Genomic DNA, 21,320 nt, shown 5'->3' on the forward strand with positions numbered 1-21,320 from the left:
ACACATGACCGCGGCACGCGACCGCGCCCGGATCACGGTGGTCGGCGCCGGCCCCGGCGGGCTCTACTTCGCCGCCCTGGCCAAACAGTCGGCGCCCGACCGGGAGATCACCGTCTTCGAACGGGACGCCCGGGACGACGAGTCCGGCTTCGGCGTGGTCTTCTCCGACGAGACCCTGGACGGCATCGCCCGGGCCGACCCGCGCGTCTTCGCCGCGATCAGCGCCGAGTTCGCCCGCTGGAGCGACATCGACATCCGCTACGCGGGCGAGGTCCGCACCAGCGGCGGCCACGGCTTCGCCGCCCTGGACCGCAACCGGCTGCGCGCCATCCTGCAACAGCGCTGCGCCGAGCTGGCGGTGGACGTGCGCTACCGCACCCCCGCCCCGCCGGTGGACCGGCTCTGCGCCGAGTACGACCTGGTGGTGGCCGCCGACGGCATCCGCTCCGGCACCAGGGCCGCGTATCCGGAGAGCTTCCGCCCCGACCTGGACGAGCGCCACTGCCGCTACATGTGGCTCGCCACCGACAAGGTCTTCGAGGCCTTCACCTTCATCGTCGAGCGGTTCGACTTCGGCGTCCTCCAGGTGCACGCCTACCCGTACAGCGCCACCCGCTCGACCTTCATCGTCGAGGCGGCCGCGGACTCCTGGCGCCGTGCGGGCTTCGAGGCGCTCGCCGCGCGGGAGCCGGCGCGCGGCGAGAGCGACCTGGCGAGCGTGCGGCGCTGCGCGGAGCTGTTCGCCGGGCACCTGGACGGCCACCGGCTGATCCCCGACGCCTCCCGCTGGATCCGCTTCACCACGGTGCGGAACGCGAGTTGGCGCCACCGCAACGTGGTCCTGCTCGGCGACGCCGCGCACTCCGCGCACTTCTCGATCGGCTCGGGCACCAAGCTCGCCCTGGAGGACGCCCTCGCCCTGGCCGCCGCGCTGGGTGAACAGCCCACCCTGGACGAGGCCCTGGCCGCCTACGAGGCCGAGCGGCGCCCGGTGGTGGAGTCCACCCAGCGTGCCGCGCAGGCCAGTCTGGAGTGGTTCGAGACCATCGGGCGGCGGATCGGCCAGGGCCCCGACCAGTTCGCCTTCAACCTGCTCACCCGCAGCCGGCGGGTCACCTACGGCAACCTGCGGGCCCGCGACCCCGGCTTCGTGGACGCCGTGGACACCGCCTTCGGCGGCTCGCCCGGGGTGCCGCCGATGTTCCGGCCGCTGAAACTGGGCGCGTTGGAGCTGCGCAACCGCGTCGTGGTGCCCCCGCTCGCCACCTACACCTCGCCCGACGCGCTGCCCAGCGACTTCGACCGCGCCCAGCTGACCGGCCACGCGCTCGGCGGCGCGGGGCTGGTGCTCGCCGGAATGACGGCGGTCGGCCCCGAGGGCCGGACCACCGACCGCAGTCCGGGCCTGTGGACCGACCGCCAGGAGGGCGCCTGGCGTCAACTCGTGGACGCGGTACGGGCGGTGAGCGACACCCCGCTCGGCATCCAGCTGACCCACGCCGGGCGCCGGGGCGCGACCGACATCCCCGGGCCGGACGGCGTCGGGCGCCCGCTCGCCGACGGCTGGCCGCTGATCGCCCCCTCGGCCCTCCCCTGGGACCCGGACAGCCCGGTGCCGCACGAGGCCAACGACATCCAACTGGCCGCCGTCACCGCGGACTTCGCGGCCGCCGCCGAGCGGGCCGCGCGGGCCGGCTTCGACGTGCTGGAGCTCCAGTTCGGCCACGGTCACCTGCTCTCCTCCTTCCTCTCCCCGCTCACCAACCACCGCACCGACCACTACGGCGGCCCGCTCACCCACCGGCTGCGGCTGCCGCTGGAGGTGCTGACGGCGGTGCGCGCCGTCTGGCCCGCCGGCCGGCCGCTGCTGGTGCGGATCTCGGCGAGCGACTGGGCGCCCGGCGGCACCACCGAGGAGGAGGCCGTGGCGATCTGCCGCGCGCTCGCCGGGGCCGGGGCCGACGCGCTGGACGTCTCCACCGGCGAGGTGGTGTCGCACCAGCGGCCGCCGTACGGGCGCGGCTACCAGACGCCCTTCGCCGAGCTGATCCGCGCCGCCACCGGAGTGCCGACCATCGCGGTCGGCGCGATCTCCGGCTTCGACGACGCCGACTCCGTGCTGCTGGCCGGACGGGCCGACCTGGTCGCGGTCGGCCGCGCCCAGCTGTACGACCCGCTCTGGACACTGCACGCCGCCGCCGAGCAGGGCTACACCGGGCCGGGCGCCCGCTGGCCGGAGCCCTGGCGGGCGGGCAGCCGCAAACCGCCGGGCCCGAACGCCGACCGGGTCGCCCCGCACCTGCGGCTGCTGCGCGAGCCGCCCCCGCCCGTCCACCGCCGCTGGTCACCGCCCCGTCCCGACGACGCCCCCGAGGAGTGACGAGGAACCATGCCGCAGCTGCCCCGATTCACCGCCGCCGCCGTCCAGGCCGCCCCGGTCTACCTGGACCCGGCCGCCACCGTCGACAAGGCCGTCGCGCTGATCCAGGAGGCGGCCGGGCACGGCGCCGAACTGGTGGTCTTCCCCGAGGTGTTCGTGCCCGGCTACCCGTACTGGAACTGGACGATGAACCCGGTGCAGGGCTCGCCCTGGTTCGAGCGCCTGTACCGGGCCGCCGTGGACGTCCCCGGCCCGTACGTCGACACCCTGCGGGCCGCCGCCCGGCAGGCCGGCGTGGTGCTGGTGATCGGGGTCAACGAGCGCGGCGGGCCCGGCCTCGGACTGCTGTACAACACCCTGCTGACCATCGACGCGGACGGCGAACTGCTCGGCGTGCACCGCAAACTGGTGCCGACCTGGGCCGAGAAGCTGACCTGGGGGCAGGGCGACGGCAGCACCCTCACGGTGCACCCCACCGCCGTCGGCCCGCTCGGCGCGCTGGCCTGCGGCGAGAACACCAACCCGCTGGCCCGCTTCGCCCTGCTGGCGCAGGGCGAACTGGTCCACGTCGCCTGCTACATCGCGCTGCCGGTGGGCCCCGAGGACTACGACATGGCGGACTCGATCGCGCTGCGCACCGCCGCGCACTGCTTCGAGGGCAAGGTGTTCTCCGTGGTCTCCTGCTCCACCGTCTCGCCCGAGATCGTGGACCTGATCGCCGGCGACGACCCGAAGGTCCGCAAGCAGCTCGCCCGGCCGCACAGCGCCCTGTCCGGGATCTTCGGCCCGGACGGTCGCCCGGTCACCGAGCCGCTGGTGGACGAGGAGGGCGTCGTCTACGCCGAGATCGACCTCGGCCGCTGCGTCCAGCCCAAGCAGATGCACGACATCGTCGGCCACTACAACCGCTTCGACGTCTTCCGGCTGCACGTGGACAACCGTCCGCTGCGGCCGCTGGTGCTCCCCGAGGAGGAGGCATGACCAGCACGGACCGCGCCCCCGAGCCCGTCACCGATCGCACCCCCGAACCCGTCACCGCGAGCACCCCCGAACGCCTCGTCGAGCGCGCCCCCGCCCGTGACGACGACCGTGACAACGACCGTGACGACGACCGTGACGACATCCACGACGACGACCGGATCGGCCGGGCCAGGGTCACCGACAGTCCCGAACTGCTGGCCTACTACGAGGAGTTGGCCGAGCGCCAGGCCGGCGCCCTGTGGACGGTCGCCAACGAGATCGAGCCCTGGTACCCCCAGCCGCGGTCCGTCCCGGTGCTCTGGCGCTACGCCGACCTCCGACCGCTGGTGCGCAAGGCGCTGCCGCTGGTGAAGGCCGACGACGCCGGGCGCCGGGTGGTGATGCTGGTGAACCCCGGCCGCCGCGAACTGAGCGCCGCCGTCGGCCTGTTGTACACCGGACTGCAGATCATGGGCCCCGGCGAGGCGATGACCGCGCACCGCCACCAGGCCTCCGCCCTGCGCTTCGTCCACGAGGGCACCGGCGCCTGGACCGTCGTGGACGGGCAGAAGCTCAAGGTCGGCCCACGCGACTTCGCGATCACCCCGAACAACACCTGGCACGAGCACGGCAACGAGGCCGACGACGCCCCGGTGATCTGGCAGGACGGCCTGGACATCCCGCTGGTCAACACCCTCGACGCCAACTTCTACGAGGTCCACCCGGAGCTGTACCAGCGGCCCGGACCGGTCGTCAACTCCTCGCTGCTCAGCCACGGCGGCAACCTGCTGCCGTACGGCGTCGAGAAGTGGACCCGGCCCTACTCGCCGCTGCTCGGCTGGCCCTGGGAGCCCAGCTACGAGGCGCTGTGCCGGCTCGCCCGCGCCACGGAGGGATCGCCCTACGACGGCGTGATCATGGAGTACACCAACCCCGTCACCGGCGGGCCGGTGATGCCGACCATGTCCGCCCACCTGCAGCTGCTGCGCCCGGGCCAGGCCACCCGCGCCCACCGGCACACCGGCTCGGTGGTGTACACCGCGGCCAAGGGGCGCGGCGTCTCGGTGATCGCCGGACGGCGCTTCGAGTGGCAGCAGGGGGACGTCTTCGTCGTCCCGTCCTGGGCCTGGCACGAACACGCGAACCTCGACCAGGGCGAGGACGCCTGCCTGTTCTCCTTCAACGACTTCCCGGTGATGCACTCGCTCGGCCTGCACCGCGAGGAGGCCCACCCGGACGGGCAGCAGCCCACCACCACCGCCTGACCAGGAGCCCCGCCACCATGCACCTGCTGACCTTCCGCACCGACGACACCGACGACACCGACGGCACCGGCGGCACCAGCGGCACCGACACTCCCCGTCTCGGCGCCCGGATCGACGGCGACCGGGTCGCCGACCTGACCGCCCTCGCCACCGCCGCCGGGGCCCAACTTCCGCCCGACCTCCTTGGGTTGATCCGCGCCGGGGAGCCGGCCCTGGCCACCGCCCGCCGGCTGCTCGCCGGGGCCCCCGCCACCAGGCCGCTCGCCGAGGTCTCGCTGTGCGCGCCGCTGCGCCCCGGCAAGATCGTCGGCGTCGGTCTCAACTACGTGGAGCACGTGGCGGAGTCGCACCGCACCTTGGACACCGACCGCGAACTGCCCGACCGCCCGGTGCTGTTCGGCAAGCCCTCGACCGCCGTCACCGGCCCGGGCGGGCCCATCCCGCACAACGCCGCCCTCACCAAGCAGCTCGACTGGGAGTGCGAACTCGCGGTGGTGATCGGCGCACCGGCCTTCCGGGTCGCCGAGGAGGACGCACTGCGGCACGTCTTCGGCTACAGCATCGTCAACGACATCAGCGCCCGCGACCAGCGCCGCTCCGGCCAGTGGTTCTTCTCCAAGGGCCAGGACGGCTACGCCCCCTTCGGCCCGGTCGTGGTGACCGCCGACGAGATCCCCGACCCGCAGCGGCTCGACCTCTCGCTGAAGGTCAACGGCGAGCTGCGGCAGGACTCCAACACCCGCCACATGCTGTTCGGCGTCGCCCGGCTGATCGCCGACATCTCCTCCGGCGTCACCCTGGAACCGGGCGACGTGATCGCCACCGGCTCCCCCTCGGGCGTCGGCGCCGGGATGGTGCCCCCGCAGTTCCTCCAGCCCGGAGACCTGGTCGAGGCCACCATCGAGCGGATCGGCACGCTCGCCAACCCGGTGATCGACGCCCGCTGACCCGCCCTGGACCGGAAGGAGCACCCACCCGATGACCACCTACCGGATCGGCCAGATCGTCCCGAGCTCCAACGTCACCATGGAGACCGAGGTCCCCGCGCTGCTGCGGGCCCGCGAGGCGGTCGCGCCCGAGCGGTTCACCTTCCACTCCAGCCGGATGCGGATGACCAGGGTCACCCCCGAGCAACTGCGGGCCATGGACGGCGAGTCCGACCGCTGCGCCGCCGAGCTGTCGGACGCCCGGGTGGACGTGATCGGCTACGCCTGCCTGGTCGCCGTGATGGCCACCGGCCCCGGCTACCACCGCCAGGCCGAGCGGCGGCTGCACCTGCGCACCGTCCAGAACGGCGCCCCCGCGCCCGTGGTCACCAGCGCCGGCGCGCTCGTCGCCGGGCTGCACGAACTCGGGGCCGCGAAGGTCGCGATGGTCACCCCGTACCTGCGCCCGCTGGCCCGCACGGTGGTCGAGTACCTCGCCGCGGAGGGCATCGAGGTGCTCGACCACGCCGCCCTGGAGATCGCCGACAACCTCGACGTGGCCGCCCACGACCCGGCCCGGCTCCCCGCGATCGCCCGCGCGCTCGCGTACACCGAGGCGGACGCCGTGGTGCTCTCGGCCTGCGTGCAGATGCCGTCCCTGTCCGCCGTCGAGGAGGCCGAGCAGCAGCTGGGCAAGCCGGTGGTCTCGGCCGCCGTCTGCACGGCCCACCAGCTCCTGCGGGCCCTCGGCCTGCCCGCCTTCGCGCCCGGAGCCGGGCACCTGCTCTCCGGCGCCTACCCGTAGCGGGTGTCGCGCTCCCGGCGGCACCCGCCGGGAGCGCGGCGCCGGTCGTCGGACACGCCTTAACAGATGATCCCCGCCGTTCCCGCCCGATCGGCGGAGACGGCAAAGATCGGCAAGACACCGCCCAGGACCCGCGCCCTCGTTATGATCGCCACCAGTCGCTGGGGAGGAGGGCCCGCGCATGTCCGAGCACACGCCCCGGCCGAGCTCCCTGATCCACACCGTCTACGGCGAGTTCGTCCGCCGCCTCGGCGGCTGGATATCCATCGCCGACCTGATCGCCCTGCTGGCCGAACTGGACGTCGACGGCCCGGCCGTCCGCTCGGCGACCTCCCGGCTGAAGAAGGCCGGCACCCTGCTCCAGGAGCGCCGCGCGGGGACGGGGTACCGGCTCGCCGGGGCGATGGAGCCGGTCTTCGAGGAGGGCGACCGGCGGATCTTCCACAGCCTGGAGCCCGCCGCGCTCGCCGACGGCTGGGTGGTGGCGGTCTTCTCGGTGCCCGAGTCCGCCCGCGCCCACCGCCACCAGCTGCGCTCGCGGCTGAGCTGGCTCGGCTTCGGCAACGCCGCCCCCGGGGTCTGGCTGGCGCCCGCCCGGCTGCTGCCGGACGCCCGTCGGCTGCTGGACCGGCTCGGGCTGAGCGCCTACGTCCACCTGTTCCTCTCCGCCGAGTACGCCGGCTTCGCCGATCCCCGTACCGCGGTGGCGGGTTGGTGGGACCTCCCGGCGATCGAGGCGCAGTACGCGGCCTTCTCCGACGCCTGGCGCCCGGCCGCCGAGGAGCTGCGCGGACGGCCCTCGGTCGATCCGGCCGAGGCGTTCCGCGACTACGTGTCGATGCTCACCCGGTGGCGCCGGCTGCCGTACCTCGATCCCGGGCTGCCGGCGCAGCTGCTGCCCGCCGACTGGAACGCGGTGCCGGCCCGCGCGGTGTTCACCGAGTTGCACGGACTGCTCGCCGAGCCCAGCCTTCGGTACGTGGAGAAGGTCACCGGGCTGTCCCGTTCCCAGGAGCCGCGATGACCGACCCCGCCCCCGCCGACCTGTTGATCCGCGCCGCCGCGGTGCACACCCTGGTGCCCGGCGAGCCGCCCCGCCGGGCGCTCGCCGTCACCGGCGGGCGGATCACCGCCCTCTCCCCCGCGCCCGACGGGCTGGACGCCCTGATCGGCCCGGGCACCGAGGTGGTGGACGCCCCGGGCTCGACCGTGCTGCCCGCCTTCGACGACACCCACACCCATCTGATCCTGGCCGGGCACAGCGTCCACGGCGTGCCGGTGCACCGGGCCCGCGATCTCGCCGGGTTCCTCGGCCTGATCCGCGAGCGCGCCGCCCGCACCCCCGCCGGGGAGTGGATCCACACCACGGTCAACTGGCAGGAGATCCTGCTGGCCGAGCAACGGATGCCCACCACCGGGGAGTTGGACTCGGCCACCGCCGACCACCCGGTGCTGGTGCGCCGCGGCGCGTACAACATGGTGCTGAACTCGGCGGCGCTGCGGCTGGCCGGGATCACCGAGGCCACCGAGGCGCCGCCGGGCGGTGTGATCGAGCGCGACGAGCAGGGCCGGCTCACCGGGCGGCTGATCAACCGGGCGGTCGAGCTGGTCGAGCGGGTGGTGCCGCGCCCCTCCCTCGCGGAGCGGATCGAGGGCCTGCGCGCCGCCTCCGCCGAGTTCGCCGCCACCGGGATCGGCACCGTCCGCGACTGCCTGGTGCCGGCCGAGGACCTCGACGTGCTGGACGCCGCCCGGGCCGAGGGCGCGCTGGCCGTCCGGGTCCGGGTGCTGGTCTCCGGCTTCGCCGCCCGGACGCCGGAGCAGGTGGACGCGCTGCTGGACCGGATGGACGACTGGCGGGCCGCCGGCCGGGACGACGACCGACTGCGGCTCTGGGGCGTCAAGTTCGGCATCGACGGCGGTTTCGAGGCGGCCGCGGTGGAGGAGCCGTACCGGGGGCAGCCGTGCTACCACGGCCGGCTGCTCTGGGAACCGGCCGAGCTGCTCGCGGCGGTGGAACGGGTGGTCGGGCGGGGCCGGCGGGTAGGCGTGCACGCCTGGGGTGACCGCGGACTGCGCGTCCTGCTGGACGTCTTCGAGCAGGTGGTCGCCCGCCACCCCGGCCTGCCGCCCGGCACACTGGTGGTCGAGCACGGCGGTCTGGCCCGGCCGGAGCTGCGGGCCCGGGCGATCGCCCTCGGCATCCCGGTGACGGTCCAGCACCCGCTGCTGCACGACGGCGCGCTCACCCAGCAGCGGGCCTGGGGCGAGGAGCGCACCGCCGCGGTCTTCCCGCTGCGCGAGTGGCTGGACGAGGGCGCGCTGATCACCGGCGGCTCGGACTTCCCGGTCGGCCCGTACGGCGCGATGGTGTCGGTGTGGGGCATGACCACCCGGGGCACCACGGCCGGGGTGGTCGGCCCGGAGCACGCGATCGGCCGGTCCGAGGCGGTCGCGCTGCACACCGTGAACGCGGCCCGGCTGACCGGCGAGAGTGCGGTGCGCGGCAGCCTGCGGCCGGGGGCGTTCGCCGACCTCACGGTGTGGCCGGTCGATCCGCTGGACTGCCCGGTGGAAGCGCTGAGCGAGCTGCGGCCCACCCGGACGATCGTCGACGGGCTGACCACTCACCGGAGTTGACGGATCGTCAGGCTGCCGCGAGCTCCCGCAGGTCGATGCCGCGGTGCAGCGCGCGCAGGTCCTCGTGCAGCGTGGACGGCGGGACGGTGAGCACCCCGCAGCGGGCCCGACTCAGGCAGCGCCGGGTGACCGAGCGGCGCGCCAGCCTGCGCAGCCCGACCCGCAGGCCGCCCTGTTCGCCGGTGCTGACCACCAGCAGGTCGCCCGGACGGTCGGCGAGCCCGGTCAGCATCGTCGCGGCCTCGCCGCGCACGACCAGCGGCCGCACCGGCACACCGATCGGCAGACCGCCGAAGGCCTGCTCCAGCACGTCCGCCATCCGCGCCTCGGCGAGTTCCTGCCAGGCGCGCAGCAGCGGCGGGCAGGGCCGGGCGCGGTAGCTGCGCTCGCCGCCGACCGGCGTCCAGGCGAGCACCGGCACCAGGACGGCCTGCCGGGCCCGGGCCTCCTCGGCCGCCCGGTGCAGGGCCGTCAGGCTGTGCAGTGAACCGCTGACTCCGACGATGACGCGGGCGCCGTCCGACATGATCCTTCACTTTCCGATGTCAAAGCTCTTCAATGTCTGCGATTAGGCTGCCACATTCCTTGTTTGACCTGCAAATCGAAGGTATTCACTGAATATCACCTTGCATCACCCGGCATATCCATGCCCTGGCCCGACCCACCCCGGCCCGACCCGCCCTGACCTGGCCCACCCCGACCCGACCCACCCGGGCCCCGGCCGTCCATCGGGCGGACCTCCTGGAGCAGCCCCCAGGTGAAGTCGGCCTCGCACGGACGCGGCCGCCCGTCGGCGTCCGGTGCCGCGAAGTCCAGCCGGAACCTGGTCGGCGCACTCCCCTCGCGCGGCACGGCCGGCGGGAACGCGGCCCCGACGTCACCCACCACGCAGCTCCACGGCGCGAGGTCGGCCAGGGTGCGCAGCACGGGGGCCGGCGCGTCCGCTGCCCGCACCAGCCACTCGTTGAGCAGCGGCCCGCCGATCTCCGCCGGGCCGAGCAGGATCTCGAAGCGCAGCTCGGGCCAGAGCGGCAGCGTCCACTGCCGGGCGACGCAGGCGAGGTCCCCGATCCGGCGCGGGGCGCTCGCCTCGGCCGGCCCGAGCACGGCGGCGTAGCGGGCGGCGCCGCGCGGGAACCGCGGGGCGCGGACCATCGCCTGCCAGCGCTTGTTGGCCTCGCGCATCGACGTCCGGGTGGCGCCGAGCCGCCGCACCGCCTCCTCGACCAGCCCGGGCTGGAAGTCGGCCATCCTGCGCAGCAGTACCAGCTGGAACTCGGTGGCCCCGAAGCCGTTGATCGCCATACCCGCAGCCTAGAACCCGCATATTCGAGCATGTGTTCGAACGAAGGCGTACGCTGGCCCCATGCACGGCACCGTCCACCTCCAGCCCTCGCTGTTCGACGACACGGAGCGCGGCGGCATCCGCCTCCGCCCGCTCGACGGCCTGCGACGGCAGCCGCTCGGCGACGGCGCCTGGCTGGACCTGCTCCCCGGCTGACTGCACGGGGCGGACGAGCTGTTCGAACAGCTGGCCGCCACCGTGCCCTGGCGGGCCGAACGCCGCGAGATGTACGAGCGGACGGTCGACGTCCCGCGCCTGCTGGCCTCCTACCCGGCGCACGCCGAACCGCCCCACCCGGTGCTCGGCCTGGCCCGGGCGGAGCTGAGCCGGTACTACGCCCAGGAGCTGGGCGAGCCCTTCCGCACCCTCGGGCTCTGCTACTACCGGGACGGCCGGGACAGCGTGGCCTGGCACGGCGACCGGATCGGGCGCGGCGCCCGCGAGGACACCATGGTGGCGATCCTCTCCGTCGGCGAGCCGCGCACCCTGGCGCTGCGGCCCCGCTCCGGCGGCCCGGCGGTCGTCCGCCACCCGCTCGGCCACGGGGACCTGGTGGTGATGGGCGGCTCCTGCCAGCGCACCTGGGAGCACGCGATCCCCAAGACGGCCCGCCCGGTGGGCCCGCGGATCAGCGTCCAGTTCCGGCCGCACGGGGTGTCCTGAGACGTGCCCTGCGGGCACCCCGCTTGCCGCCCACCCGCCGGGCGCGGAGGCTGGCGGGTGGGGCCGGTGGCGCTCGGCGCGCCGGGCACCGAAACGCCGGGCCCGCCAGGAGGGCCGCATGCCGAAGCCGGGCAGCTACCACGCCGGGGTCCCGTGCTGGGTCGTGCTCACGACGCCGGACCCGGCCCGGGCGCAGGCCTTCTACGGCGCCCTGTTCGACTGGGAGTTCGTCCCGACCGCCCCCACCGAGACGGTGGCCACCCGGTACGGCGCCCAGGTCGCGGCCGTCGAACGGGCCCTGCCGGCCGAACCGCCCGCCTGGACCACCTTCCTCGCCTGCCCGGACCCGCTGCGCACCGCCACCGCCGTCCGGGCCGCCGGCGGGCGCCTCGCCCGCGAGCCGTACGAGGTGCCCGAGCAGGGCCGTGCCGCGCTCGCCGTCGACCCGCTCGGCGCCCGCTTCGGACTCTGGCGGGCCGGCACCATCGACGGCGCGGGCCTGGTCGACGAGCCGGGCGCGCTCGCCTGGAACGAGCACCTCTCCCCCGCCCCCGACGCCGCCCGGGCGTTCTACCGCCGGGTCTTCGGCTACACCTACGACCGGCCGCGGGAGGGCCACGCCCTCGCCCGGGTGGACGGCCTGCCCGCGTGCAGCATCGGCCCCTCCCGCCCCGGCCGGGGCGCGGGCGCGCGCTGGCTGGTCCACTTCGCGACCGAGGACACCGACCGCGCCGCCGACCGGCTGCGCGCCCTCGGCGGCACGGTCCTCTCCGGGCCGGCTCCGGCGCCGTACGGCCGCACCGCGCTGGTCCGGGACGACGCCGGCGCGGAGTTCGTGCTCGTCGCCGTCCCGTCCCGCGGCTCCGCGGCGGTGGCCTGAGCCCGGGCCGCCGACGCCTGCGCCTCCACCGCCCCGGAACCGGCGCCATCCCTTCCGAGCAGTCAACTTGCCTCTGTGGCAAGAAGGTTCAGCGCGGCCACCGGCGCCCAGGACGGTTGGCCCCGCCCGGCCCGCTGTCCGTTGCGACCGCTACCGTGCTGGCATGAGTTCCTTCCTGAGCGCATACCTGGTCGACCCTGCGGAGCTCCGCGCCCGTGTCGGCAGCGGCAACGACGGGGCGGTCGACGAGGCCCTCGCGTACTTCGGCCCGTCCCTGGACAGGTCCGACGAGTACTTCGCCGACGAGATCGCCCAGGGCGCTCCGACCGCCCGGGAGGCACTGCGCGCTGTGGTGCACGGCGGGCCCTTCTCCGCGGACGAGGACCACGCCTTCCAGTACGGCTACGCCTACCGGCGGCTGTGCTGGCTGGTCGGGCAGCCCCTGGAGGTCGACTCCTTCGGCCCGTTCCGGGGCGACTGGCTGGCGGTCGTGGACGGGGGCCTGAAGGCGTACGGGATCACCGCCGTCTCGGTCGAGGAGTTCCGCTACGGCGGCCTGCCCGACGGACTGCCCCACTGCGACGTGCCCTCCTGCAGCACCTGGTCGGCCGAGGACTGCCGGAAGGCGCTGGACCAGTTCGAGCGGGCCGAGCGCGAAGGCCGCACCCCCGTGCCGGAACGCGAGGTGGCCGAGGCCGTCGCGGAGGTCGCCGGCTGGCTCCGGCTCGCGCAGCGCTGGAAGGACGGTCAGATCGTCGGCTTCGTCTCCTGAGCCCGAACGGCCACGGCCGTCGGCGTGGGCCCCGGACCGCCGCGGGAACCGGACCGCCGCGGGAACCGGACGGCCGCGGGAACCGAACGGCTGCGGTCCTCTGACGGCTGCGGGAGTCCCGGCCGATGGCGGGGACTCCCGGGTGCGCGGCCCTCGGCCGACGTCAGTCCTTCACCGCGCCGGCCAGCCCGGAGACCAGCCTGCGCTGCACCGCGATGAAGAAGATCAGCACCGGCACGGTCATCAGCGTGGACGCCGCCATGATGCCGCCCCAGTCGTTCTCGTCCGGCTTGAAGAAGACCAGCAGCGCCGAGGGCAGCGTCTGGTTCTGGGTGGCGCTGATGATGAAGGTCTTGGCGAAGACGAAGTCGTTCCACGCCGCGATGAAGGAGAACACGCTGGTCGCGGCGAGGCCGGGCGCCACCAGCGGCAGCAGGATCCGCCACAGGATGCGGGTCCGGCCGGCCCCGTCGATCTGCGCCGCCTCCTCGATCGAGACCGGGACGGCCGCGACGAAGCCGCGCATCATCCAGATCCCGAACGGCAGCGAGAACGCCAGCTGCACCAGGACCAGCGAGGCCAGGGTGTTCAGGCCGACGCCCGGGGCGAACCGGCCGGCGTCACGGAACATGAAGAACAGCGGGATGGTCAGCGCCTCGACCGGGATCATCTGGGCGATCAGGAACATCACCATGATGGTGGTGCGGAACCTGAACCGGAACCTGGTCACGGCCACCGCCGCCAGGAAGACCACGATCGCCGACAGCACCACCACCGACAGCGCCACCACCAGGCTGTTCGCGAAGTAGCGGCCGAAGCCGTCCACGCTGAGCACCTGCCGGAAGCTGTCCAGCGTGGGGTGGGCGGTCCACGGCCTGGGGTCGAGCGACTGGATCTCGCCCTTCGGCTTGAAGGCCGAGAGCACCATCCAGAAGATCGGGAAGGCGGTGACCACGGCCAGCACGATCGCACCGGTGTTGGCGGCCAGCCGCCACCGGCCCCGGGTGTTCCGGCGGCCACCGACGGACCTGGCCGATGCCGGAGCCGGCGCCGCCGCCGATGCCGACGCCGACGCCGACGCAGCGGAGGGGAGGGAGTTCGCCGGGCTCACAGTTCGTTCCCCGTCCGTCGCAGCGTGCGGATGTACAGGACCGTCGGGATCACCAGGATCAGCAGCATGATCACGCCGATCGCCGCGCCCAGCCCGTACTGCGAGGAGGCGAACGCCTTCTGGTACGCGTACACGTTGAGCACCAGGTTCTGGCCGGCGATGCCGCCGCCCTCGGTCATCACATAGACCTGGGTGAAAACTTTGAAGTCCCAGATCACCGACTGGATCACCACGACCGTCAGGATCGGCCGCAGCATCGGCGCGGTGATCCGGCGGAAGGTCGTCCAGGTGCCGGCGCCGTCCAGGGCGGCCGCCTCCAGGATCTCCTCCGGGATGGCCCGGATGCCCGCGTACAGGGTGACCATCACGAACGGGTAGGAGTGCCACACCACCACGGCGCCGACGATCAGGAACGCCGTCCACTTGTCGTAGAACCAGTTGAACTCGTGGAAGCCGGAGAGCCCGAGCCCCTCCAGGGTGTGGTTGACCAGGCCGAGGTTGGTGTCGAACAGGAAGCTCCACACCGTCGAACCGGTCATCGCCGGCGCCGCCCAGGCGGCCATCGCCGCGGTGGTCAGCACCAGCCGCGGCCACCGGCCGACCCTGGTGAGCAGCACCGCGAGGGTGGCGCCGACGGCCAGGGTGGCGACCACGCAGAACGCGGCGAAGCCGATGGTCTGGACGAGCACCGTCCAGAACTGCTCGTCCTCCAGGATCCTCGTGTAGTTGCCGAAGCCGACGAAGGAGGTCGGGGCGCCGCCGGAGGCCTGGGCCTGCCCGAAGTCCAGGACGGACAGCAGGCCGAGCTGGTAGATCGGGTAGGCGACCAGCGGGATCAGGACGACCGCGGCCGGCAGGAGCAGCAGCAGCGGGGGCCGCCGGCGCCGGCCGCCCGGGGGTGCGGCCGGCGCCCTGCCCCCACGGCGCCGCTGCGGGGAAGGCGGCGCCGGGGCGGTCGGGGTGGATACGGACACGTGCGGGACCTGCTCTCTGAGGCGAACCGGGAGGGGGCCGTCAGTGCGCGGCGAAGGCCGAGGAGATCTGCGCGGCGGCGTCGGCCGAGGCCTTGGCCACGTCCGCCTTGCCGGTGACGACCTGCTGGAGCATCGTCGGGATCACCGACTGGGCGTCGATCTGCGCCCACGCCTGGTCGAGCGGGACGAACTTCGTGCCGGCCGCGATGGTGTCGGTGAAGGGCTTCAGGAACGTGTCCTTCGCCGCGACCCTGCCGCTGACGGACTTGAGCGTCGGCAGGTTGCCCATCGCGTCGTACATCTGCTCCTGGTACCCGGGGCTCGCCAGCAGCTGCGCGAACTCGACCGCCAGCGTGCGGTGCTTGGCCGCCTTCATCACGCCCAGGTTGTTGCCGCCGGCGAAGGCCGGGGCGATCGAGCCAGGCTTCTCGCCGGGCAGCGGCACCACGCCGTACCTGCCCTTGACCGCGCCGGCGTCCACCTTGCTGCGCGCGGAGTTGGGCATCAGCGCCATCGCGGACTTGCCGGCCGCGAACAGGTCGATGATCTTGCCGCCGGTCAGGTCCGCGCACTGCTGGGCGGGGCAGCCGTCCGGGCCGAACAGGTCGGTGTAGCGCTTGATCCCGGCCTGCGAGGCGGGCGAGTCGATCGCCGCCTTGAACGTGGAGCCGTCCTTGGTGGCGATGTCGCCGCCCGCGTCCCAGACGAAGGGCAGCGCGCCGAAGGTGTACTTGCCGCCGACGGCGATGCCGAAGGTGTCCGGGTGCGCGGCGTGGACCTTCCGGTTGGCGGCGACCAGTTCGGCGTACGAGGTCGGCGGGGTGAGGCCGGCCTCGGTGAACAGGTCGGTGCGGTAGTACAGCGCGCGCACGCCGACCCACCAGGGCAGGCCGTAGGTCTTTCCGTCGACGACGGCGGTCCTGGCGATCGCCGGGTCGAGGTCCCCCTTGTCCTGCCACCTGTCCAGGTCGGCGGAGATGTCGGCGAGGCCGCCGGCGGCGACGTAGCCGGGCAGGTCGGTGTTGCCGAACTCGACCAGGTCGGGGGCGCTGTTCGGGTCGTTGAACGCGCCCTTCATCTTGGCCGCACGGGCCGAGGCGTCGGTGTCGATGTAGCTGACGTTGACGGTGACGCCCTGGTGGGAGGCCTGGAACTCGGTCACGGCCTTGGCGATCACGGCCTCCTTGGCCGCGTTGCCCGCCTCGCTGTACAGCCAGACCTGCAGCGTGCCGGTCCGGTCGTCGGCGGCCTTGCCGCCCACCGACGAGGCGGTGCCGGGGGCACAGGCGGTGGCGGCCAGGCAGCCGGCGGCGAGCACGACGGCCGCGGCGGTCCGTCCGATGAGTCGCATGGTGGAGACCTCCCCTCCCGACAGCTGCCGCCGAGACGTCCGCCGCCGGGGACGGGCACGTCGAAGCAGGCCCTGACCGGGGCCGATGGTGGGTGAAGTGGTGGGGGTACGGCAGGGCGCAGCGCTCGGGTGGGGCGACGTCGCCTGCTCGATGGCAGGGACGTTAGGCGGGGGCGATCGGCGCCAACAAGGGGGAGTTGGCGAAAGTTTTGCACTGCACAACGTTGTGTCGAGGATGCGGCGATCCGGCCGCGAACGGGTACGTTCTGACAACCGCCGCCGACCCGCGGGGGAACACCGCCGGAACAACACCAGGGAACGGACCCATGACGGAGACGGCGCCCAAGAAATCCGCGACCGAACGCAACCAGTCCTCCTCGCTGCGCCGCGCGCTCGCCGTCCTCGGCTACGTCCGCGACCACGGCGACGGGCGCGGCGTCCCGCTCGCCCAGCTCGCCGACGGACTCGGCCTCAACAAGAGCACCGTGCTGCGGCTGGCGGGCCCCCTGCTGGACGAGCACCTCCTCGACCGGGACCGCGAGACCGGCTGGTTCCGGCTCGGCCACGGCTCGCTGCGGCTCGGTCAGGCCTACCTGACCACCCTCGACCTGCGCAGCGTCGCCGCCGAGCACCTGCGCCGGCTCCAGCGCGAGGCGGGCGAGACCGTCCACCTGACCGTCTGGCAGGCCCCCGGCATCGTCTACCTGGACAAGGTCGAGGACGAGACCAACGTCCGGATGGCGTCCCGGGTCGGCAGCCGGGCCCCCGCCTACTGCACCGCCACCGGGAAGGCGATCCTCGCCTGGCTGCCCGAGGAGGCCGTCGCCGAGGTGGTCGCGGCCGGCCTGCGCCCGGTGACGGCCTGGACCATCGCCGACGAGCCGCGGCTGCGCGCCGACCTGGCCCGGATCCGCGCCCGCGGCTACTCGATCGACGACCGGGAGAACGAGCCCGAGGTCCGCTGCGTCGCCGCCCCGATCTTCGACCACACCGGCGAGGTCACCGCCGCCCTGTCCGTCTCCGGCCTCACCTCACGGATGACCGCCGCCCGGGTCCGCGCCCTCGGGCCGGTCGTCGCCCAGGTCGGCCTGCGGATCTCCCGCGAGCTGGGCTCCGACCGCCAGCCGTCCTGATTCCGTTCCCTCCCGGAAACGCGGACGGAGCCCGGCGCCGATTCCTCGGCACCGGACCCCGTCCGTTCTGGAGCGCCAGGCCCGGGTCGCACGGACTCTCCCTACTGAAAGTAGGGCGTGCTCTGGTAGCACCACTGACGCCTGACGAGGAATCACTCCCTCGCGACGAGAAGTACAGTAGCAGCCCCGTGATCATTCACCGAATCGGAGGGAAATCCCGGATGACGAGCACTCGGCTCGAGGTGGTTCCGTACGCCGCCGGGCGGCTGATGGACGTCCACGTTCCGGCCGCCGGCACCGCCGGGGCGGCCCCCTCGGTGCTGCTCTGGCACGGCAGCGGCCCGAACGAGCGTGACGTGCTGCGGCCGTTGGCCCGGGAGGCCGCCGGGCTGGGCCTGCTGGTGCTCGTCCCGGACTGGGACGCCGGGCAGCCGGACGGCGGCCGTGCCGAACTGCTCGCCTCCCTGGCCGGGGCCCGCCGGGCCGCCGCCGGGCACGGCGGGGATCCGGCGCGCTTCGTGCTGGCCGGCTGGTCGCTGGGCGGCCGCGAGGCGATCGCCGTGGCCACCCACCCCGACACCCCCGCCGAGCTGCGCCCCGGCGCCGCCGTAGGCATCGCCTCGCACTACTCGGCCGCGGCCGTCACCACCGGCGACGCCCCGCTCGACCACCTGTCGGCCGCCCGCTCCCCCGTCCCGCTCCGGCTGGTCCACGGCACGGCGGACGAGCTCGTGGACGTGGAGCACACCCGGCGGTTGAACGCTGCTCTGACAAAGCAGAGCTCCGCGGTACGGACCCTCGAACTCCCCACGGACCACGCCGGCGTCGTGATGACCGCCTACTCCCCCGAGGCCCGCCGCTGCCTCCCGGCCACGGACCCCGCCACCTTGGCCGCCGGCCGGCGGACCGCCGCCGTCCTCGCCGAGGCGGCGGGGCTGTCCTAGGGTGTGTCTTCAAACTCGCGTCTGCGGGGCGCCGCCGGGGCACGCACCTCGCCGCGTTGTCGTCGGTCGCCAATGCTCCGCAGTGGCTCCCTCCTCCGCCTTGCGATGCACGCACCCCAACGCCGCCCCGCCCGCCCTCCGGGCGAACGACGGGAGTTCGAAGACACACCCTAGGGGCTGCCAAAGACGCCCCGGCCGCGGTTCCCCGCCGCCGACTCCCGGAGCCCGTGGCCACGTCGGAGGGCCTCCAGATCCCGTTGCAACGGCGGCTGCGGGACGGCCAGGACGGGGCAGGTGGCGTGCCGGACGCAGTAGGCGGCGACCGAGGGGTGCACCAGTCGGGCGAGACGGCCGCGCTCCCGGCCGGCGCCGAGGACGAGCAGGTCCCCGGGCCGGTCGGCGCACCGCACCAGGGTGTGGCCGGTGTCGCCGCGGACGGCCTGGCAGCGCAGCCGGACGCCCGCGTGGCGGCCGGCGAAGGCCTCGTCGAGGGCCTGCCGCAGCCGGGCCACGGCGGCGTCGCGGCCGGCGTCGACCACCGGCGGGCACGGGGTGCGGCGGTAGCCGAGTTCGTCGCCGGGCGGGGTCCAGCAGAGCACCGCCAGCACCTCGGCGTCCGTCCGGCGGGCCTCGGCCACCGCGTGGTGCAGCGCGGCGAGGCTGCCGAGCGAGCCGCTGACGCCGACCACGATCCGGCTCTCGTCCGCACCACTGTCCCTCATGGCCCCGCTCCCGCCTCTGCGTCCGCCCGCGCGTCCTGGTGCCCGGCTGCCCGTGCACCGGACCGCGCCGAACCGGACCGCGCCGCTTCCACCCCAGCAAAGCGGCCCGCACCCCTGCGGCTCCGGCCCGTTGACGCGGCTCTGACGCGGCGGCCGGCCTTCCGTACGCGTCCCTGACGCCTGTGCGCGCTCGGTGCCGCGCGGGCGACGCGCGTGCTCAGGCCTGCGGCGGCTCCGCCTCCCAGAGGTCCGCGAACATTCGGTCCAGGTGCTCCTCACCGATCGGCGGGACCGGCAGCGGATGGCCGGCCCGGGCGCGGAAGCCGTCGAGCAGGAGCGCGAGGTAGCGGCGCCAGAGGTCGGGGCGCAGCTCGGTGGCGGCGGGCAGGGCGCGGCAGAGCGGGCCGAGGAGGAAGAGCAGGTCCATGGTGACCACGTCGCGGCGCATGGTGCCCTGCTCCTGGGCGCGGGCGATCAGGGCCCCGACGGTGGCGGCGTGCCGGTGGCTGATCTCGGTCATTCCGGGGATGGTCGGGATGGCCTGGGTGACCAGGTCGTTGATGCCCCGGTCGGCGGCGACCAGTTCGAAGATCCGCCCGAAGTACCGTTCGAGGCCGCTCCAGGCGTCCTCGGCGGCGAGCGCCTCCTCGCCCGCGGCGGCCAGTCCGCCCCCGGCGTCCGCGAACACCTCGGCGATCAGCGCCTCGCGGGTGGGGAAGTGCCGGTAGAGGGTGGCGTTGCCGACCCCGGCCTCCTTGGCGATCTGGTCCAACGGCACGTCCAGGCCGTGTCGGGAGTACATGTCGCGGGCGGCGGCGAGCAGCAGGTCACGGTTGCGCTGCGCGTCCCGCCGGAGCCGCCCCGGGGGGTTCGCGCTGCTCGGTGGTGCCATGCCCCCGACCCTAGCAAGGGCCGGACGGATCCCGCCGGGGCCGCCCACCACGCTCGCGGGTACCGCCCGCCACACCGACCGGGGCCCTCAACTACCCTCTGGGATCGGCACGATCCACGGAACGCGGACGCCAAGGGGGCGGCAGGACGATGGCCACGGTGACGGAGCTGCGGTACTACCCGGTGAAGGGGTGCGCCGGAGTGGCGGCCGCGCAGGCGGAACTCACCCCGGCGGGGCTGGCCCACGACCGGGCGTTCATGGTGGTGGACGAGGAGGGCGTGTTCCGCTCCCAGCGCCTGGATCCGGCGCTGGCCACCGTCCGCCCGACGGTGGCGCAGGACGGCCGTACGCTGACGCTGGCCGCCGCGGGGGTGGAGCCGGTGTCGGTCGCGGTGGACGCCGAGGGCCCGCGGCGCGCGGTGCGGCTGTTCAAGCTGCCGCTCCTCGGCATCGACCAGGGCGAGGAGGCCGCCGGCTGGCTCTCCGAGGTCCTGGGTGCGCGCAGCCGGCTGGTCCGGGTGCCGCCGGAGCACGACCGGGTGACCGACGGGCTGGTCCCGGGCACCTCGGGCTACGCGGACAGCTGCGCCGTGCACATGCTGTCGCGCGCCTCGCTGGAGCGCTTCGACGAGCTCTCCGGTGCCCGGCCGATGCCGATGGACCGGTTCCGCCCGAACGTGGTGGTGGACGGCTGGAGCGAGCCGCACACCGAGGACCTGGTCCGCCGGGTCGAGGTGGGCGGGGCCGAACTGGGCTACGCCAAGCTCGCGATCCGCTGCGCGGTGACGCTGGTGGACCAGGACCGCGGCACCAAGGCGGGCCCGGAGCCGCTGCGCACGCTGGCCCGGTACCGCCGGGCGGCGGCCGGCGGGGTGGCGTTCGGCAGCAAGTTCGCGGTGCTGCGGCCCGGCACGCTGCGGGTCGGGGACGAGCTGACGGTGGGGGCCTGGGGACCGTCCGAGCTCTGAACCCGGCCGCGGCTGCCGCCCGGCCGCGGCTGCCGCGCTGCTGCGGCAGTCACGGCCGGGCGGCGGGAACTCAGCAGGTCTGGTCGATCAGGGAGAACGTGGCGTAGTGGTCGCCGGTGTAGTAGTCCTCCTGGTAGGCCTGGCCGGTCACGATCCGGCGGGCGCCGCGGGTCGGCGAGCCCGGGGTGACGACGGTGTACTCGTGGTAGTAGCCGTAGGACTCACCGGGCAGGACGCCCTCCCGGTTCTGGAAGACGACGCCGTCCTGGGAGTAGGGGAACGGCCCGTCGGAGGCGATCAGGTCGAGGGTGTCGGTGGCCTGCGGCGGGAGGGCGGAGAGGCAGACCGAGCCGCTCACGTCGGCGTGCGCGTCGGTGGCGACGGCGACCGGGGCGAGGGTCATCAGGGCGACGGCGGTGACGGCGGCGGCGCGGGACTTCCACGCGCGTAGAGTGCGAGTCATGTCCACCAGTGTGGCGAGACACCGTCAACTCCGGAAGCCTTCAGGAAAACTATTAACCAGCGAGTAACTACCCTTTACCCAAGGGGACTTGAGCCGTACGCGCACTGCCGCGCCCACCCCTCCGGC

At 74.2% G+C, this 21,320-nt stretch carries 20 protein-coding genes and 1 pseudogene; 13 read left to right on the forward strand and 8 right to left on the reverse strand.

Translation table 11 applies throughout. From position 1 onward, the window contains the following. Positions 1–4 precede the first annotated feature (4 nt). The 7 genes from ACGF13_RS19205 to ACGF13_RS19235 all read left to right on the forward strand — a co-directional run bounded on the left by ACGF13_RS19205 (position 5) and on the right by ACGF13_RS19235 (position 8,976). Entirely contained in the window at positions 5–2,380 is a 2,376-nt protein-coding gene (locus ACGF13_RS19205; RefSeq protein ID WP_392876308.1) for an FAD-dependent monooxygenase, read from the forward strand. 9 nt (positions 2,381–2,389) lie between these two features. Beyond that, positions 2,390–3,361 carry a carbon-nitrogen hydrolase family protein gene (locus ACGF13_RS19210; RefSeq protein ID WP_392876311.1) on the forward strand — a complete coding sequence of 324 codons (972 nt, stop codon included), beginning with the start codon at positions 2,390–2,392 and terminating at the stop codon, positions 3,359–3,361. Then, positions 3,358–4,605, forward strand: a complete 1,248-nt coding sequence (locus ACGF13_RS19215) for a cupin domain-containing protein (protein WP_392876314.1) — start codon at positions 3,358–3,360, stop codon at positions 4,603–4,605. Before ACGF13_RS19210 ends, ACGF13_RS19215 begins: the two co-directional genes overlap by 4 nt. Positions 4,606–4,622: 17 nt before the next feature. Then, on the forward strand, positions 4,623–5,552 hold the full coding sequence (locus ACGF13_RS19220; protein WP_392876317.1) for a fumarylacetoacetate hydrolase family protein: 930 nt from the start codon (positions 4,623–4,625) through the stop codon (positions 5,550–5,552). A gap of 31 nt (positions 5,553–5,583) precedes the next feature. Beyond that, a complete protein-coding gene (locus tag ACGF13_RS19225) occupies positions 5,584–6,336 on the forward strand; it encodes an Asp/Glu racemase (protein ID WP_392876320.1) in 753 nt (250 codons plus the stop codon). A gap of 181 nt (positions 6,337–6,517) precedes the next feature. Beyond that, on the forward strand, positions 6,518–7,360 hold the full coding sequence (locus ACGF13_RS19230) for a PaaX family transcriptional regulator C-terminal domain-containing protein (protein ID WP_392876323.1): 843 nt from the start codon (positions 6,518–6,520) through the stop codon (positions 7,358–7,360). After that, positions 7,357–8,976 carry an amidohydrolase gene (locus tag ACGF13_RS19235; RefSeq protein ID WP_392876326.1) on the forward strand — a complete coding sequence of 540 codons (1,620 nt, stop codon included), beginning with the start codon at positions 7,357–7,359 and terminating at the stop codon, positions 8,974–8,976. Before ACGF13_RS19230 ends, ACGF13_RS19235 begins: the two co-directional genes overlap by 4 nt. A gap of 7 nt (positions 8,977–8,983) precedes the next feature. Here the strand turns inward: ACGF13_RS19235 and ACGF13_RS19240 are convergent, their stop codons facing one another. Both ACGF13_RS19240 and ACGF13_RS19245 read right to left on the reverse strand, forming a co-directional pair. After that, positions 8,984–9,502 carry a universal stress protein gene (locus tag ACGF13_RS19240; RefSeq protein WP_392876328.1) on the reverse strand — a complete coding sequence of 173 codons (519 nt, stop codon included), beginning with the start codon at positions 9,500–9,502 and terminating at the stop codon, positions 8,984–8,986. 95 nt (positions 9,503–9,597) lie between these two features. Beyond that, positions 9,598–10,281: a hypothetical protein gene (locus tag ACGF13_RS19245; protein ID WP_392876331.1), complete on the reverse strand. Its 684-nt coding sequence runs from the start codon at positions 10,279–10,281 to the stop codon at positions 9,598–9,600. 61 nt (positions 10,282–10,342) lie between these two features. Here ACGF13_RS19245 and ACGF13_RS19250 point away from each other — a divergent pair. The 3 genes and pseudogenes from ACGF13_RS19250 (at position 10,343) to ACGF13_RS19260 (ending at position 12,636) form a co-directional block, all read left to right on the forward strand. After that, a pseudogene (locus tag ACGF13_RS19250) lies at positions 10,343–10,984 on the forward strand (alpha-ketoglutarate-dependent dioxygenase AlkB). A gap of 118 nt (positions 10,985–11,102) precedes the next feature. Continuing rightward, complete coding sequence (locus ACGF13_RS19255) at positions 11,103–11,864, forward strand: VOC family protein (RefSeq protein ID WP_392876334.1); 762 nt, start codon at positions 11,103–11,105, stop codon at positions 11,862–11,864. A gap of 163 nt (positions 11,865–12,027) precedes the next feature. Further along, a complete protein-coding gene (locus ACGF13_RS19260; protein ID WP_392876337.1) occupies positions 12,028–12,636 on the forward strand; it encodes a hypothetical protein in 609 nt (202 codons plus the stop codon). A gap of 163 nt (positions 12,637–12,799) precedes the next feature. On the opposite strand, the gene ACGF13_RS19265 is transcribed toward ACGF13_RS19260, so the two are convergent. The 3 genes from ACGF13_RS19265 to ACGF13_RS19275 all read right to left on the reverse strand — a co-directional run bounded on the left by ACGF13_RS19265 (position 12,800) and on the right by ACGF13_RS19275 (position 16,072). Beyond that, on the reverse strand, positions 12,800–13,624 hold the full coding sequence (locus tag ACGF13_RS19265; protein WP_392876835.1) for a carbohydrate ABC transporter permease: 825 nt from the start codon (positions 13,622–13,624) through the stop codon (positions 12,800–12,802). Positions 13,625–13,743: 119 nt separating this feature from the next. Then, positions 13,744–14,721 (reverse strand): carbohydrate ABC transporter permease, encoded by a 978-nt coding sequence (locus ACGF13_RS19270; protein ID WP_392876340.1) that lies wholly within the window; start codon positions 14,719–14,721, stop codon positions 13,744–13,746. A gap of 40 nt (positions 14,722–14,761) precedes the next feature. After that, complete coding sequence (locus tag ACGF13_RS19275; RefSeq protein WP_392876343.1) at positions 14,762–16,072, reverse strand: extracellular solute-binding protein; 1,311 nt, start codon at positions 16,070–16,072, stop codon at positions 14,762–14,764. Positions 16,073–16,398: 326 nt separating this feature from the next. On the opposite strand from ACGF13_RS19275, the gene ACGF13_RS19280 reads away from it, so the two are divergent. Together ACGF13_RS19280 and ACGF13_RS19285 are read left to right on the forward strand one after the other, a co-directional pair. After that, a complete protein-coding gene (locus ACGF13_RS19280) occupies positions 16,399–17,205 on the forward strand; it encodes an IclR family transcriptional regulator (RefSeq protein WP_392876345.1) in 807 nt (268 codons plus the stop codon). Between the two features lie 221 nt (positions 17,206–17,426). Further along, on the forward strand, positions 17,427–18,149 hold the full coding sequence (locus tag ACGF13_RS19285; protein WP_392876348.1) for an alpha/beta hydrolase family protein: 723 nt from the start codon (positions 17,427–17,429) through the stop codon (positions 18,147–18,149). Between the two features lie 170 nt (positions 18,150–18,319). Here ACGF13_RS19285 and ACGF13_RS19290 read toward each other — a convergent pair whose 3' ends face one another. Beyond that, positions 18,320–18,871 carry a universal stress protein gene (locus ACGF13_RS19290; RefSeq protein ID WP_392876351.1) on the reverse strand — a complete coding sequence of 184 codons (552 nt, stop codon included), beginning with the start codon at positions 18,869–18,871 and terminating at the stop codon, positions 18,320–18,322. Between the two features lie 217 nt (positions 18,872–19,088). Then, a complete protein-coding gene (locus ACGF13_RS19295; RefSeq protein WP_392876354.1) occupies positions 19,089–19,763 on the reverse strand; it encodes a TetR/AcrR family transcriptional regulator in 675 nt (224 codons plus the stop codon). 149 nt (positions 19,764–19,912) lie between these two features. On the opposite strand from ACGF13_RS19295, the gene ACGF13_RS19300 reads away from it, so the two are divergent. Further along, on the forward strand, positions 19,913–20,731 hold the full coding sequence (locus ACGF13_RS19300) for an MOSC domain-containing protein (protein ID WP_392876357.1): 819 nt from the start codon (positions 19,913–19,915) through the stop codon (positions 20,729–20,731). 70 nt (positions 20,732–20,801) lie between these two features. Here ACGF13_RS19300 and ACGF13_RS19305 read toward each other — a convergent pair whose 3' ends face one another. After that, a complete protein-coding gene (locus ACGF13_RS19305) occupies positions 20,802–21,194 on the reverse strand; it encodes a ribonuclease (protein ID WP_392876360.1) in 393 nt (130 codons plus the stop codon). Positions 21,195–21,320: the final 126 nt, after the last annotated feature.

Source organism: Kitasatospora sp. NPDC048286 (genome assembly GCF_043201735.1).
GTDB lineage: Bacteria > Actinomycetota > Actinomycetes > Streptomycetales > Streptomycetaceae > Kitasatospora.